Consider the following 15,561-nt stretch of genomic DNA (forward strand, 5'->3'; position numbering starts at 1 on the left):
CCTCTATCGGTATCTGTAAAGCAGATCTTGTAAGTTTACCTCTTCCTCTTCTGCATCCGAATCAGCCTGGCTCACATACAGCACGATCGGATACTGTCCCGTCCGGTAATTCGTCTGTGTGCTTGGCTGGTAGGCATTTGACGCCAGGCTTTTCTTCATGCCGCCGGTTCCAGATGCCTCCAGCTCCAGAACATATCTGCCCGACGCCTGTTCCGCTGTCCGGTTGTTCTCCAGCTGATTGCGGCTGTCATAATAGCCCGCCATCTGCTCTTCGCCCTGCTGCAGCATCCTGCCGGACGCCAGAAATGCACTCAGAAACATCGTCATTCCCAGTGCAATCACAAGAACCGATATCAGTACCTCTGTCAGCGTCTCTCCCGCATTGGCACGCAGCTTTCTTCCAGCTGCCCATTCCATTCTACTTATCATCCTGCAGCAGCTCCTTCTCTATTGTTCCGTTCTGCCAGCGGATCGTCGTGATGATGGTCGTGATCGTGTAGGAATCGTCTTCCCCACCCGAATCGCCACCCTCCGTTCCGGCAGCTGCCAGCCCGGTCTCTCCGCTGTCATCCGGATCTCCTTCATTTCCCGATACTATATCCTCCCAGCTCTGGGTAGATGTAAGCGCCTCCAGCTCCAGCCGTCTCTCGCACCGCTCTTCCTTTTTATCTTCCGCCGTCAGTGTATCCGAGATAACCGCCGTGATTTTATAATCATCCGCCATCCACAAACGCACATTTGTTTTTAATGGGGCAATCGCGTTCCCACTCGTCCCAGATTTCTTTACCGTCAGGGTAAACTCTTTGTACACCGTATCCGCGTCCGAAGTTCTGGAAATGCCGCCTAAGCTGCCATTCAAACCTCTGTTTGAACCGCCAGTCCTCATTTCTTCCTCCGATGCATCATCCCGCTCCGTCTGCTTCCCGTACTCATTATTTTTATAAATATCCACGATCAATGAATCGAGGATCGCACCCACCGTGCCCGTCGTACCCGCATCCGTCGCATAAAACTTCTGCCACGATGCCTCATTGTCCATGTTCTTCTGGCTGCCAACGTAATAACAGTAAAAATTGTCCTCGATGTCGTCTTCCCGGCTGTCCTCCACGATCACTTCCTTGATCTTGACTATATTCTCCGTCTTCTGCAGCTCATCCCGCAAAAATGCCGCCGCCGAATCTACCGCATACCGCTTCTGGTCCTCCCCAGGCAGGTGGCGGATCTTTCCAGCCGACGCGGAAGCGGACGCCAGAATGATCGACGCGCCCACCCCGCAAAACACAAAAAACAGGAGCGCCGCCATCAAGCTGGCGCCATCCTGATTTTTCATACGCCAGAAAACCTGCCTCCAGATTTCCGGGCGTTTTTCACTGTTCTCTGCTTTTTTCATGCTTTATTCTCCCAGCACCGCCTCTGCCGCTGTCTCAAGGTCAGAACGCTGCAGGTTCGACGCATCCGCATTTACCAGTCCCGACGGTGCCTGCGTCTCCTCCGGTTCCAGCTCCAGGCCTTCCTCCGATTCCGCATCGTAGCGGGTCTCAAAATAGGTCAGCTGGAACGCCACCGCCACTGAGTGGATGCGGATATCCTCTAACTCTTCATTTTCCAGATCTTTATCATCCTGAATGCTCAGATCCTCGATCAGACAGCGGTACGGTCCTTCGACCACCTCATGAAGCATCGAAACAGCGTGATCAAACGAATCCGCCGTAAAAGAAATATTCATCGCGCGGCGGATCTCCATTCCGTCCACCTGCGGCTCTGAATACTGGAAAGTAAAATCATACGCATTCGCCAAAATACGGTTCAGCTCCTCCGTCTCCGTCTTGAAATGATTGTAGGCCGGAACCATCGGCGCATTCGATGCCTTGTTTTCCTCGATCTCTTCCTCCATCTGCCGGATCTGCATCGCTTTCATCTGCTCCAGCTGAATCTGGGCATCCAGCTCCGCCGTGTCCGCCGCCTCAATCCGCCGCTGCACCGGCAGGTAAAATCCGGCATAGTAGCCGCCCGCGATCAGGGCAAAGACTACAACCAGCAGCACTATTTTCTGTGTTTTTGTTAATACATATTTCCCTAACGAATTCATTCTTCTTTGCCCTCTTCTGGTTCGTTAAAAAATACAGCCATTGACACTCCCACCTGCTTCAAGGATGCCAGAACTCTCTCTTCGCCATCTTTCTTCACTGTTTCCTCCAGCGAAGCGGTCACATAGCGCGCATTCGGATCCGCCTCCGCATCACGGACCAGCTGCGGAAAGAGTGTACCATTGGGAATGGTTCCTTCCAATGACATCTGATCCGAAGTGATCGAAACATTCGAAACTGCCGTCAGCGGGAAAATCTGTGATTTCAGGGAATCCAGCATCATCCGGCGGTCCGGAAGCTTACTCTCTTCCTCATTCAGATACCCATTTCCATAATGCGCGTACTCTGCCAGAACCTCACCGTACACCTCGTTGGATTTCTCCAATGTACGAAGCTCCTTCTCTGTCGCCGCATAAACCGCCTCTGCCCGGTCTGCCTCCTGCAGGGGAAGCATTACGCCAAATCTCGAAAATCCGTAGACAAAAACCATAAAAACGGCAAACGCGCCCAGCTCCGCCGCTATTTTTCCTTTTTTAGTCTGCTTCTGATACAGATTGATACGCCGTTTTTTCGGATACTTCGGACCGCCAATCTGCATATTTGCGATTGATTTTAAATCAGCCACCGCTCTTCCTCCTTATGCAAGTAATACACCGTATGCCTGCGGGCTGTCGATCCACTCGTCTTCCTCATCCAGAGAGACCTCCGGCAGAAGCTCCGCCACACTCCGCACCGGCAGATCCAGCGTTTCTTTCAGCGCATCGATCAATTCCCCGTATCGTGCGCCTCCGCCGCAATAATAGAGGCTGTCGATCGTATTATTCACATTGTTGAAGCTATAAAAGTTCAAAACTCGCATGACCTGGACGGCGCGGGTCCGGTACTGCTCCTCCAGCACAGCCGCCAGATTTTCTTCGTCGGTCTCCTCGCGGTTTTCTTCCTCCGCCTCAATTCCCAGTTCCTGCATCTTGTTCTTATCTCCCAAACGGATCTGCTCGATCTCCTCACAGCCCGGCTCCATGGTACGGGTAATATCATAAACCCCCTCACGGAAGAAATGAATCCGCAACGCCTGTGTTCCCAGATCCAGAACAGCGTAATCCTTTCGCTCTTGTGCATACTCCAGAATCCGCTCCAGGCCAAGCACCGCCGGGACCAGGCCGACGAGCTTCAGGCGCGCCATCTTTGCCAGCTTTTCAAACTGCTGCGACAGCGTCTTCGTGCACGCCGCACCAAGAAGATCCATCGTCCCCTCTTTCGTCTGAATCATCGCGTAATCAAAAACATACTTGTCCATCTCACCGCCGATATAGTCATGAAACTCATACGGCAGGTTCAGCCGGAGCTGTTCTTCCGTCATCAGCGGCATCTCAAACCGCCGCACATACACATCCTCCTGACGGATGACAAATACCACATTCCGGCACCGGATCGCATATTCCTTCAATAAATCCATTATCAAATCCGCACAGACGTGCATATCGGTCAGATCCATTCCCTGAACCCGCTCGCTGATGAACTCTTTCAGTTCACCCTTTTCCGCATATGCAATCTTGATACGGTAATGTCCAATTTCAATTCCTAAACAATTCTTCATCTCTGCACTCCCCTTAAAAGAGTTTTATCGTGTACAGCTTACAAAAGCCACAGCCCCCTATACCATCCTGTCAGTTGTTCACCAAACAGAAGCATCAGAAAGAAAGCTGCCGCAATCGCCGGTCCAAATGGGATTTTCCCCTTTCTCCAAACCAACGAACATCCGATTCCAAGCACACAGCTGAGAATCAGAAAAAATAATACCTCCCAGATAGAACGAAGGTACAGCCCCGTCACAAAAAAGAGCTTGATATCCCCGCCTCCCAGGCTTTCCTTTCCCGTCAGGCGGTCAAATAAAAGTGAAAGTGCCAGCATACCGCCCGACAAGCCAGCCCCCGTCAGAACACCACGCAATATCTGTGCGCCCGTTTCCGGCAGACAGACTGCCGTTCCGAAAAAAATCAGGACTCCTGCCACCTGCAGGCGATCCGGTATGATCCACGCATGCAGATCCGTGAGCGTCAGGCACAAAAGCACAATCCACAGAAGTATCCCCCGCAGTGCCAGCACCGAAACATCGAACCGGTACACGATCAGACAGCACGCGATCCCCGAAACAAGTTCCGCCCAGAACGATTCCGCCGGGATCTTTGCCCCACAGTAACGGCATCTGCCCCGCAGACACAGCCACGAAAACAGCGGCACCAGATCCGACACGCCCAGCACATGCCCGCAGGCATCACAGTGCGATCTCCCCTTTAGGATCAAAGCCCCCGCAAGCATCCGCCCCGCCAGACAGTCTGTGAAACTGCCGAGGGCACAGCCAAGGATAAATGTTATAGTTAATATGTAAATCGTTAAAAATGTGGTTTGATGCAGCATCGCCGCGTTCTCTCCCGTCTATGATTTCGTCTCTTATCTGCTATCTTGCCCCTTAGTAATACACCCTTTTGTGGGTGGTGTTGGTTTGTGCGGTATGGATCATTCTTATTTAATAAAATGATTTTAACACCTTTTTATATTTTTAGCAAAAATGGATGGGAAAACCCCATCCATTTTTCCACGTATGTGGTTCTAGTTTTTAATTATCTGTTTACTTATTTCTTAGCATACAACGTAACCTCTGCGTTACCTAAAGAATCACTATCATCACTATTGATTGTAAGTGCTACCTGTATGTTTGTATATTTATAATCGCCTGTTACGTCTTCATCTAAATTATTTATCGGAGTATATCCTTCCGGAGTCGCAAGAGTCTTTATATCTCCTTTTGTAGCTGTTCCCGCACTAATATCATATGTATAATATACTGCCTTACCATCATTTGTAGATACACTTACATCTCCATCTGTTAAATACTCCGCAACCGCTGCCGCCTTCGCAGCTCTCAGGTTTGCTTGATTCGTAGCCTTTCTAGCCTTGCTCAGCTGTGCCGTAAATACTGGAATCGAGATTGCAACCAGGATACCCACGATTGCAACAACCACCAGCAGCTCAGCCAGTGTGAAACCTTTTTTGTTCTCACGAACTTTCTTGATTAAGCCCTTCATAAAATCAATCTCCTTATTGTATAGTATTTTATTAATGAACACAGAATTTCCTCTGCGCCATCCAGCCTCTGCTGTATCACATTTCACATGTGTGCAGTCAATTCTTACATCAGATCATACATTGTAAAGATAGGCAGATAAATCGACACTACAATGATACCCGCAAAAATCGCAAGCACCACCAGCATCGTCGGTTCCAGCAGTGCCAGAAGCCGCTGGATTCGGTAATCCGCCTCGTTGGTGTAATAATCGGCGACATTGTCCAGTGTCTCCTCGAGTTCACCGGTTTCTTCTCCGACGGAACACATATCGACCATCGTCAGCGGGAAATATCTCTTTCCCTGCAGACATTCCACCAGGCTGCGTCCCTGTTCGATCCCTGCCCGCATGGAGCGGACATCCTCGCTCAGAAGTGCATTGTCCATGACCTTCGCCGTCGTATCAACCGCCTGATTGATCGTGATACCCGCTGCCAGAAGCACCGACATTGTATTGGCAAACTGTGCTGCGCCGTTCATCTGGTTGATCACGCCCACAAGTGGAAGGGATAACGCGATCTTTGCTTTCTGAATTCGCCCCTGCGGCGTATTGCCATAGACCTGCGAACCAATCTTCAAAAACACCAGCACCGCCAGCATCAGCAGCCACCACTTCGCGAAGAAATGGGAAGTCGCAATCAGCATCCGCGTCATCAGCGGCAGCGTACCGCCCAGATCGGTAAATACATCTGCCAGTGTCGGGATAACCTTCGCCATGACGATAATCAGGACAACCACCGCAATCGCAACGACGAACAAAGGATACGTCATCGCTCCCTTGATCTTCTCCGTCGTCTTGTAGGACTTTTCGTAAAACTTCTGAAGCCGGTCAAAGGATCGTTCCAGTGTACCGGACTGCTCGCCTGCCCGGATCGTCTCGATAAACGTGAGCGGAAAACGGTCGCTATACTTTTCCAGCGCCGACGCAACGGTACTTCCGGCAGCTACTTCCTCTGCCGCAGCCCCCATGATCTTCCGGATCCGCTTGTCCTCATTCTGAGCTGCCAGCATACGCATCGCGCGCGCCACGGTCATACCCGAATGAAGAGTGATCGCAAACTGCGAACACAGGATCGCCAGCTTCTTCGTCTTGATCCGCCTGCTTCCGATCTCCATCTCCAGGAGACTGCCGTCATCAGGTCTTTTCTTCTCTTTCTTCTGACTGATGCTCAGAAGAATCGGATAGTTTTCCCGGATTCTGGAAGCGGCTGCCGCTTCACTCTCAGCCTGGAGCACTCCCCGGACTTCTTTTCCATCCCGTCCCAGCGCTTTATATGAAAAATTCGGCATCTCTCATACCTCCAGCCACAGGATTCAGCTGTACGCCATCTGTATGTACATCGCCATCTGCATCCTTTTTATGATTATTTTAACATCTTTGTTTGTTTTTGTAAATATACCGTCAATCCTTTGGGTATTTTATGCAAATTTACACATCTAAATTGGCTTATTTTTTGCTATTTTCTCTATACACGCTTTGTTTTTGCCAATCTATTTTTGTATATATTTTCACCAACACATCTGACTTTTCTTTTCCAGACTATTTCTGGTATATAGATCATCAGAGCGGAAATGGTACGTCCCGCCTGACACTCCCAAAAGAATAGCTCCCGTTTCTTTTTATCTTCTCTCTTATTTCTCGTTCTTCTTATCCAGCATCTCTTCCATCGTATGCCATCCCAGCACCGCGCATTTGACACGCGCCGGCATATGGGAAACATCGACCAGGGCACCGGCTTCCTCGAGTTCTTCGATCTCGTTCTCGCCTGCCTCGCCCTTGATCATCCGCAGGAACAGATCCGCCAGATGGCGTGCTTCCTCTTCGGATTTTCCGATGATCAGATCCAGCATGATATCAGCGGACGCCTGGGAGATTGCGCAGCCGCTTCCCTCAAAAGCACCGTCTACCACCTGTCCATCTTCGACCTTCAACTGAAGAATGATGTCATCTCCACAGCTCGGATTGACGCCCTCTAATACCAGATTGGCATCCGGCAGCTTTTCTTTATGTAACGGATGCAGATTGTGATCCGTCAGTATTTCATTGTAAAAGGTTCTATTCTCCATATCCCATTTTCCTCCGGATTTCTTTCAGGTTCTGGACAAAACGGTCGATGTCCTCCTCCGTATTGTAGAACGCAAAGCTGGCACGCGCTGTTGCAAATACACCCAGATGTTTTAAAAGCGGCTGGGCGCAATGGTGGCCTGCGCGCACATTGACATTTGCGGCATCCAGAATCGACGCGATATCGTGCGGATGTACGCCGTCCACGGTAAAGCTGATAATTCCGTTGTGCTCTTCCGGCTTATCGCTTCCCTGGATATGAACGCCCGGAATCTGCTGCATCGCCGTCATTGCCCGTGTTGTCAGCAGCTCCTCACGCTTCCGCACCTCGTCAAATCCGACGTTCATCAGATAATCGATCGCCGCCTGTAAGCCGACCGCACCGCCGCCATTGACGGTACCGGCTTCGAATTTATGCGGCAGTTCGGCAAAGACTGCGGATTCCCGGCTGACCGAATCGATCATCTCGCCGCCCGTCAGGAACGGCGGCATCGCATCCAGAAGGGTCTCTTTTCCGTACAGGACGCCGATTCCCATCGGTGCCATCAGCTTGTGACCGGAAAATACAAGGAAATCTGCATCCAGTGCCTGCACATCCACCGGAATATGCGGGGCGCTCTGTGCCGCATCGATGACGATGACACCGCCTTTTTCATGCACCAGTTTCGTCAGCTTCTCTACCGGATTTCTGCGGCCAAGGACATTGGAAATCTGCGGCATCGCTGCAATCTTTGTCTTTTCTGTCACCAGGGCTTCCATATCCTCATCCCGGTAGGAACCATCCGGCTGACATTCCAGATAAACGAGCTTCGCACCTGTCTGTCTGGATACCATCTGCCACGGCAGGATATTGCTGTGGTGGTTATCAATGCTGATTAAGATCTCATCGCCTGCTTTCAGACTGGTTAAACCATAGCTGTACGCGATCAAATTCAGGCTCTCGGTGCTGTTGCGTGTAAACACGACCTCGCTCGTCTTTTCAGCATTGATAAATTCCCGCACGCGCTCTCTTGCCGCTTCATATGCCTCCGTCGCCTCGATTCCCAGCTCATAGAGCCCGCGGAGCGGATTGGCATTTTTCTTTGTATAGAAATCTTCCACTGCCTTTAATACCGCCTCCGGGCGCTGTGCCGTCGCCGCATTGTCCAGATATGCGATATCCGAACCCGCAAGCAGGGGAAAATCTTTCTTATAATCTGTCATGTTCTGTTCCTTCTTATATATTTGTTTGTATACTTGCTGCAAAAACAAACCGCAGCCAACTTACAGTTTTTTCATTTTATTATCGCTTCTGGTTCATGAACTCCTGAACCTGCTTCTGTACTGCCTCGTCTGCTACCAGCTCATTCAGCGCGTCGATTCTCGCCCGCGCTACCATGCGCTCAGCTTCCTCTCTCGACAGTCCGCGGGAGCACAGATAAAACAGCGTTGCATCGTCCAGATCGCCCATCGAAGCGCCGTGATTTCCTTCGACATCTTCTTCCGCACACAGAATCAGAGGAATCGTCTGGTTTACGATGTCGTCGCCGAGCAGCAGCACTTCCTCGCGCTCAGTTCCCTTTGCCCCGGCGCATCCCGGCACGAAATCGATCGTTCCACGGAACAGCTTGGAGGAACCGTCCTGCAAAACGCCAGAGACTTCCATCATACTCTCTGTCTTTTTGCCGCGGTGGCGTACTGTATAGTTCATATCCAGCTTCTGGTTTACACTGGTGTAATAGCCGATCTTCGCGTCAAATGCGCTCTTTTTTCCTTCCAGCTCGGTCAGGCAGCCCGCGTAGACCTTGCCTGCGCCCAGCTCCAGTTTCAAAAGCTCAAATGTGGCATTTTCCCCGCAGGACGCACCGATATCACTCAGGCAGGTATATCCGGCGCCGAGAAGCTGCACTTCCTGAAGCTGTACCTTTGCATTCTTTTCCGCATGGACCTTTACCTGGAACGAGGATGTTCCCTGTGTGTCCTCCCCGGAGCGGAATACGATCAGCACGTTTAAGCGGCTGTTTTCCTTTGCATCCAGGCAGAGGCGGTTCTGGTAACTGCCGTTTTTGTAATCGACGCAGAGAACCGTCCATTCTGTATTTTCATTCTGCAGCACAGCTGCCGCTTCCGCTGTCAGCCGGTAGATACTTCCCGCACCGGCATTTTCTTCTGCAACAGCCGTTCCATTTGCAGTGTCCGTTCTATTTGCGCCAGCCGTTCCGCATTCCGCCGCCATCGCATCGTACTCGCGTCCCATGCCGGTCTGGATCTCGTCCCACTCTTTTCCGGAGATTTCTTTTTCCCAGGTCACACCTGCTGCCAGGCGCTCCGGTTTTATCAAAACACTTTCCTCCGGCCACTCAATCTGTATCTGGCTTTCGTTCATTCCCAGCCGGTTCCAGGTTCGGGTCGGAAGAATGTTTACTGTCATTTCTTTCTGTCCCATTGTTTCCTCCTGTCGTTACCATTCATGCACTTGCATGCCCCGCAGCAGAACCTGTTATTTCAAAATCCCCGCTGCAAACAGTAACCATCTATTATCCGATACTGCCTTTCATCTCAAGCTGAATCAGGTTGTTCATCTCAACCGCGTACTCAAGCGGCAGCTCCTTCGATACATCATCCGCAAATCCGCTGACGATCATTGCGCGCGCGTCCTCCTCGCTGATGCCGCGTGACATCAGATAGAAAACAGCCTCGTCGCTGATCCGTCCGATCTTTGCCTCATGGCCGACGTTCGCGTCGCGGGTCCGGATATCCATCGCCGGGACCGTATCGGAACGTGAAATATCATCCAGCATCAGGGACTGGCAGGAAACCGATGCCTTAGAACCGGATGCCTGTTTTCCAATCTGCACGCTGCTTCGGAACGTACTGATACCGCCGTCCTTGGAAATAGATTTCGTATTAATATAGGAAGAAGTCCGTTTGCCCGTGTGGACTACCTTCGCACCGGTATCGAGGTTCTGACCTTCTCCGGCAAAAGTAATGCCGGTAAATTCCATTCTTGAATCATCGCCCTTTAAGATACTCATTGGGTACAGATACGATACATGGGAACCAAAGGAACCCGATACCCACTCGATCGTGCCGCCCTCTTCCACAATCGCGCGCTTGGTGTTCAAATTGTACATATTTTTCGACCAGTTCTCGATCGTCGAATAGCGGAGTTTCGCATTTTTGCCGACGTACAGCTCGACACAGCCCGCATGCAGGTTTGCTACGTTATATTTCGGCGCAGAACAGCCCTCGATAAAATGCAGATATGCCCCCTCATCAACGATGATCAGAGTATGTTCAAACTGTCCGGCTCCCGGTGCATTGAGTCGAAAATAGGACTGAAGCGGGATCGTAACCGACACGCCCTTTGGCACGTACACAAAAGATCCGCCGGACCAGACCGCTCCGTGCAGCGCTGCAAATTTATGTTCCTGCGGTTTGACCAGATGCATAAAATGCGTCCGGATCATTTCCGCATATTCGCCGTGCATTGCGCTCTCCAGATCGGTGTAGACAACGCCCTGCGCCGCTACCTCCGCGCGCACGTTATGATATACTAACTCCGAGTCATACTGGGCACCCACGCCTGCCAGTGATTTCTGCTCCGCCTGCGGGATTCCCAGACGCTCAAAGGTATCTTTGATGTCCTTCGGAACCTCCGACCATTTGGCGCTCATCTTGGATTTCGGGCGGACATAGGTTACGATATTATCCATGTCCAGATCCTCAATATCCGGTCCCCAATTCGGGACCTGCAGGGAATTGTAAATCTGTAAGGACTGCAGACGGAACTGCTGCATCCATGCTGGGTCATTTTTCTCCTTAGAAATCTTCTCAACGATCTCCGGGGTCAGACCCGCTTTTACTTTATATGCGTCATTTTCTTTGTCTTTTATATCGTAGATGCTACGATCTATGTCATCTACATACGTTTTTTCTTTCATGTTCGATGCCTCCATATTACCCGTGCTGATTCGTTATTACTGTCTCGTTATCCTGCGGCACCTTCGATTTCAAAAATGCCTGCCTGCGAACAGTAACGATTAGTTCCGGGCGTCTGCCACACCCGCCTCACGGATAAAGGATTCGTAGCCTTCCTGGTTGATCTTATCAACTAGGGAGCCGTCACCGGTTGCCACGATCTTTCCATCTACCATGATGTGCGTATAGTCAACATGCAGTGCATCGAGAATCCGGGTGCTGTGCGTGATAATAAGAAGCGCGCCGTTCTGGTTCTTCTGGTACTCTTCCACACCCTTAGAAACCAGACGGACTGCATCAACATCCAGACCAGAGTCTGTCTCATCGAGGATTGCCAGGCTCGGATTTAAGAGCATCAGCTGTAAAATCTCAGATTTTTTCTTCTCACCGCCGGAAAAGCCCACGTTTAAGCTTCTCTGTGCATACGATTCATCCATCTGGAGAATGTCCATCGCCTTTTTGAGCTGTTTATGAAATTCCCAGATCTTTAAGTTCTTGCCAGTCTGCTGGCGCATCGCGCTCCGCAGGAAACTTTCCAGCGAAAGTCCCGGTACCTCCAGCGGCTCCTGGAAGGACAGGAACATACCGGCTTTGGAACGCTTGTCCGTGGACTCATGTGTGATATCCTCACCCTTAAATAAGATCTGACCGCCCGTGATCTGATATCGCGGGTTTCCCATCAGGACGTTTCCGAGCGTCGATTTGCCCGCGCCGTTCGGTCCCATCAGGACATGTACCTCTCCTGCGCCGACGCTCAAATCAACGCCGTGCAGGATCTCTTTTTCTTCTATATTTGCTTTTATCTGATTTACTTCTAACACTTTTTCTGCCATAAAGCACTCCATTTCCGGGACCGGCTGAGACATTCATGCTCGGTCTGTCTGATCTGTGACAGCCGCCTCGTCACGAAAGCGGTTATCCTTCTTAGCAAACGTCCATCTCTCTGGTTCCTTTTTTCTATAATGAATCTGGCTGTTCAGACGGTCAGATTACCCTATGGCTATTATAGGTATTTATTTCCGGATTGTAAACCCTCATTTTTCACAAAACAAGAAAGATTCTTATTATATTATTGAGACTTTTTCTCGTTTATTATTGAGTCAGCATCATCCACCCCCAATACACAACCCCTAATCCCCACGAACTCAGAATCCCATACAGGATCACCGGACCCGCGATTGTAAATATTTTGCATCCGACACCAAACACCTGTCCTTCCGCCTTGTATTCCAGCGCCGGGGATGCAACTGAATTGGCGAATCCGGTGATCGGAACCAGCACACCAGCCCCAAAAACGCGCGCCAGCTTCTGGAATACATTTGCCCCTGTCAGGATAACGCTGAGCAGAATCAGTCCCAGCATCGTCCAGAGCGCCGCCGTTTTCTCCTCCATGCCTGTCTGAACCAGACAATTTGTGCTGATCTGCGCCGCCAGGCAGATCAGCCCGCCGGAAATGCCCGCCATCAACACATTTTTCCATGTACTGTGGACGGGCGTAATCGATTTGACATATGCTTCATATTGATCTTTTCTGGCTTCCATGGTTTCTCCTCTCTTCTACTGTCTTCCAATTCCATATAAGAAATAATACAGCGAACCCGCACATTTCCCCGCCGCAATCGCGAGAAGCAGATATGGCAGCCCCACTGCCAGACGCAGGCGGCGGCTCAGCACCGGCAGGGCTTTCAATGTCTCTGCCAGCGACATGACGAGGCAGCCCACAAAAATACCACAGGAAAGTCCCGCAGCCGCTAGAAGCAGCTGTCCGGAGACATTTCCAAGCATCACCAGAAATCCAGCACCAGCTCCCGTTCTGCCACCGCCTTCTGCTGCCTTCTGCCACAACTCTACCTCCGGCATTGCCGCTGGCCACGCTATTCTCAGAAAACTCCCGGTCAGCTGTTTCACTTTCTCTGTAAATAAATCCACCACATTTCCAAACAATCCTCCCAGCGCGATAATCGTCTCATACAAGAAGATTTTCCCCTTCGACGCCGTCGCCGTCTTTCCAATCAGGCGCGGATAAACGCCGATGACCACCAGAAAGGCGTAGACTCCTGCTGCCACCGTGCTTCCCGCCGCCAGCCCCGCCAGCAAAAGCAGCGCTTCTTTAAGAAACATCGATGTCATCCTCCTTCCGCTCCTCGTTCTGAATCAGCGTTTTATTGACATTTTCCTCATACAGGCGCATTTCTACCTCCAGCGGCGTCGGATCGAGACTGAATTTCCACGAAGTAAAATGGTTAAAAAACAGCAAAATCCCCACCGGAAGCCCGATCGAATAACCGACCTCCAACGCCGTTGTTCCGTCCGACGCCTGCCCCGTCGTGATCTCATATATTTTCCTGAATACATCCAGCACGTTTGCATCGTTGTTGAATGTCATGATCGCAAATGCCGCCCCGAAAAAGCAAATCAGGCAGACGAACAGCGTCTTGCACCACTGCCAGACAAGCGCCTGACGGCGCGGCGGCTGATAATGAATGACATAGTCCGTCTCCCCCAGATTCTGCACCGATGTCCCCGGAATTTCCCGTTCAATCTGCTGGATAATCTCCATGACGTTTCCAACCAGACGGCTTTCGCGCTGTTTCCCGCCGCCGCGGATCCTCTTCACGATCATCGCACGACAGCGGCTTTCCACGCTTTTTTCACTGCAATAAACTTCTCCCAGGCTTGCAAGCGGTACATTTTTCTCATGTACCTGCGTGATCTGGCTGAGTTTCAGATAGACCGTCTGTGTCATAATGCTGCCTTCTCCGTCTGTGCCTCCGGTCTCAAAAATGCCTCCGCGCTGTCCCCGGAATGCTGTACGAAGGTTCCGTCAATGTAGACGCTGTCCCGCCCCACTGCCATCAGACAGAGACAGAGCGCTGCCACAATCAGAATCATGCATCCGACCCAGATACAGATTCCCATCTTTTTTTTCATTGTCACTTTCACATTTCCCGTCATTTTTTTCCATCCTTCCTGTGTATTCTGGAAACTCCAAAAGTTCCTGTATCCAGTAGTATGGCTGTCTTTCAATGGAGTATGCACATTCATATATTCTGAATTATGAGCCTGTCTTTTTTTCTCATGTTTCTTCCAGCTTTGCGCGCATCTGCCCTAATATTTTCCGCTCGATCCGCGACACCTGTACTTGTGAAATGCCGAGCTGCGCCGCGATCTGAGTCTGTGTCTGATCATAAAAATAGTGCCGCACAATGATCTCCCGCTGCCGTCCATTGAGCATTTTCAGCAAATCTCCCAAAAGCATCCGGTCAAGCAGAACCTCATTCTCCGCTGTCTCCCCAGCAATCCGGTCCTGAAGCAGAAGACCAGTTTCTTCCCCGGCGCTGGCTGGTGCAGAGAGCGATTCAACCGGACTGTCCGCCGCCATCGATGCGGCAGCTTCCTCACAGCTCACTCCAATCTGCGCCGCCAGCTCTTCCAGCGTCGGCTCCCGCCCAAGCGCCGTGCAGAGCGCTTCCCGCGCTGCCCGGAGCCGCTGGTTTTGCTCTTTGATGGAACGGCTGACCTTGATGATCCCGTCATCCCGGAGAAAACGTTTGATCTCCCCCGCAATCATCGGCACCGCATACGTCGAAAAACGCACCTCATATGATAGGTCAAACTTATCAATCGCCTTCAACAGCCCGATACTTCCGATCTGAAATAAGTCCTCCGTCTCACACCCCCGCCCCGCAAAGCGGCGGACGATGCTCCATACAAGTCCCAGATTGTCCTTTACCAGCGCCTCCCGCGCCGTCTTATCGCCCTGGTGTGCCCGTTTGATCTGCTCGATGGTTTTATCCATAGGACTCTGCCGTTTCTTTTTCTTCCTGCTCTTTATTCATATATCCCCTTCCAATTTGCTTTTTCATCGTCACACACGTTCCGCAGCCCACCTTGGACTCCACCTCAACCTCATCCATAAACGCTTCCATAAACGAAAAGCCCATCCCTGAGCGCTCGCCGGTCGTGTCTGTCGTATACATCGGCTCCATCGCCTTTTCCACATCCAGGATTCCTTTTCCCTCATCCCGGACCGAAATTATCAGTTCTTCTCCCTCAATCCGCGCTTCTATGTAAATAATTCCGATTTCATCGCTATACCCATGAATCACCGCATTTGTCACCGCCTCCGAGACCGCCGTTTTCACATCCTCCAGCTCCTCCATCGTCGGATTCATCCGACTCATGAAGACTGCCGCTGTGACACGGGCAAACTCCTCGTTCGATGAATGGCTGTCTATCTCCAGGTGCATCCACGTGCCATTCTTCTCTGCTTGTCTCTGTTCATTCTGTTTAAATTTTCTGTATTCTTCTGAATCTTTTATTTT

General features: G+C 51.0%; 19 protein-coding genes. All 19 read right to left on the reverse strand.

All coding sequences use genetic code 11. The features are described from left to right. Positions 1-3: 3 nt before the first annotated feature. The 19 genes from DW931_RS03195 to spoIIAB all read right to left on the reverse strand — a co-directional run bounded on the left by DW931_RS03195 (position 4) and on the right by spoIIAB (position 15,486). Positions 4-429: a hypothetical protein gene (locus DW931_RS03195; protein ID WP_147353583.1), complete on the reverse strand. Its 426-nt coding sequence runs from the start codon at positions 427-429 to the stop codon at positions 4-6. Then, complete coding sequence (locus tag DW931_RS03200; protein ID WP_118626898.1) at positions 419-1,390, reverse strand: hypothetical protein; 972 nt, start codon at positions 1,388-1,390, stop codon at positions 419-421. Before DW931_RS03200 ends, DW931_RS03195 begins: the two co-directional genes overlap by 11 nt. Positions 1,391-1,393: 3 nt before the next feature. After that, on the reverse strand, positions 1,394-2,089 hold the full coding sequence (locus DW931_RS03205; protein WP_118482483.1) for a hypothetical protein: 696 nt from the start codon (positions 2,087-2,089) through the stop codon (positions 1,394-1,396). Continuing rightward, positions 2,086-2,712, reverse strand: a complete 627-nt coding sequence (locus DW931_RS03210; RefSeq protein WP_118482484.1) for a hypothetical protein — start codon at positions 2,710-2,712, stop codon at positions 2,086-2,088. The genes DW931_RS03205 and DW931_RS03210 overlap by 4 nt, the downstream gene beginning before the upstream one ends. Positions 2,713-2,724: 12 nt before the next feature. Continuing rightward, positions 2,725-3,684 (reverse strand): pilus assembly protein PilM, encoded by a 960-nt coding sequence (pilM, locus tag DW931_RS03215; protein WP_118482485.1) that lies wholly within the window; start codon positions 3,682-3,684, stop codon positions 2,725-2,727. A gap of 38 nt (positions 3,685-3,722) precedes the next feature. Then, entirely contained in the window at positions 3,723-4,505 is a 783-nt protein-coding gene (locus DW931_RS03220) for an A24 family peptidase (protein WP_118482486.1), read from the reverse strand. A gap of 215 nt (positions 4,506-4,720) precedes the next feature. Next, positions 4,721-5,260 (reverse strand): prepilin-type N-terminal cleavage/methylation domain-containing protein, encoded by a 540-nt coding sequence (locus DW931_RS03225; protein ID WP_207664433.1) that lies wholly within the window; start codon positions 5,258-5,260, stop codon positions 4,721-4,723. 17 nt (positions 5,261-5,277) lie between these two features. Beyond that, positions 5,278-6,501, reverse strand: coding sequence for a type II secretion system F family protein (locus DW931_RS03230; protein WP_118482561.1), 1,224 nt, complete (start codon positions 6,499-6,501; stop codon positions 5,278-5,280). A 342-nt stretch (positions 6,502-6,843) separates the two neighbouring features. Next, positions 6,844-7,278: a Fe-S cluster assembly sulfur transfer protein SufU gene (gene sufU, locus DW931_RS03235; RefSeq protein ID WP_118472860.1), complete on the reverse strand. Its 435-nt coding sequence runs from the start codon at positions 7,276-7,278 to the stop codon at positions 6,844-6,846. After that, positions 7,268-8,479, reverse strand: a complete 1,212-nt coding sequence (locus DW931_RS03240) for a SufS family cysteine desulfurase (protein WP_118482560.1) — start codon at positions 8,477-8,479, stop codon at positions 7,268-7,270. Before DW931_RS03240 ends, sufU begins: the two co-directional genes overlap by 11 nt. 79 nt (positions 8,480-8,558) lie before the next feature. Continuing rightward, complete coding sequence (locus DW931_RS03245) at positions 8,559-9,701, reverse strand: SufD family Fe-S cluster assembly protein (protein ID WP_118482559.1); 1,143 nt, start codon at positions 9,699-9,701, stop codon at positions 8,559-8,561. 91 nt (positions 9,702-9,792) lie between these two features. Then, positions 9,793-11,199 carry a Fe-S cluster assembly protein SufB gene (sufB, locus tag DW931_RS03250; RefSeq protein ID WP_118468781.1) on the reverse strand — a complete coding sequence of 469 codons (1,407 nt, stop codon included), beginning with the start codon at positions 11,197-11,199 and terminating at the stop codon, positions 9,793-9,795. A 99-nt stretch (positions 11,200-11,298) separates the two neighbouring features. Beyond that, on the reverse strand, positions 11,299-12,069 hold the full coding sequence (sufC, locus tag DW931_RS03255; protein ID WP_107000429.1) for a Fe-S cluster assembly ATPase SufC: 771 nt from the start codon (positions 12,067-12,069) through the stop codon (positions 11,299-11,301). Between the two features lie 259 nt (positions 12,070-12,328). After that, positions 12,329-12,778, reverse strand: coding sequence for a SpoVA/SpoVAEb family sporulation membrane protein (locus tag DW931_RS03260; protein WP_118482558.1), 450 nt, complete (start codon positions 12,776-12,778; stop codon positions 12,329-12,331). Between the two features lie 15 nt (positions 12,779-12,793). Further along, on the reverse strand, positions 12,794-13,357 hold the full coding sequence (locus DW931_RS03265; protein ID WP_118482557.1) for a stage V sporulation protein AB: 564 nt from the start codon (positions 13,355-13,357) through the stop codon (positions 12,794-12,796). After that, the gene (locus DW931_RS03270; RefSeq protein WP_117795710.1) at positions 13,347-13,982 is read right to left on the reverse strand and encodes a stage V sporulation protein AA; all 636 of its coding nucleotides are present in this window, start codon (positions 13,980-13,982) and stop codon (positions 13,347-13,349) included. The genes DW931_RS03265 and DW931_RS03270 overlap by 11 nt, the downstream gene beginning before the upstream one ends. Beyond that, positions 13,979-14,167: a hypothetical protein gene (locus tag DW931_RS03275; protein ID WP_147353615.1), complete on the reverse strand. Its 189-nt coding sequence runs from the start codon at positions 14,165-14,167 to the stop codon at positions 13,979-13,981. Before DW931_RS03275 ends, DW931_RS03270 begins: the two co-directional genes overlap by 4 nt. Positions 14,168-14,312: 145 nt before the next feature. Further along, the gene (locus DW931_RS03280; protein ID WP_118468787.1) at positions 14,313-15,035 is read right to left on the reverse strand and encodes a SigB/SigF/SigG family RNA polymerase sigma factor; all 723 of its coding nucleotides are present in this window, start codon (positions 15,033-15,035) and stop codon (positions 14,313-14,315) included. Then, positions 15,028-15,486: an anti-sigma F factor gene (spoIIAB, locus tag DW931_RS03285; RefSeq protein WP_182429178.1), complete on the reverse strand. Its 459-nt coding sequence runs from the start codon at positions 15,484-15,486 to the stop codon at positions 15,028-15,030. Before spoIIAB ends, DW931_RS03280 begins: the two co-directional genes overlap by 8 nt. Positions 15,487-15,561 lie beyond the last annotated feature (75 nt).

The sequence above is a fragment of the Clostridium sp. AM43-3BH genome, from assembly GCF_003479985.1.
Lineage (GTDB): Bacteria > Bacillota > Clostridia > Lachnospirales > Lachnospiraceae > Otoolea > Otoolea fessa.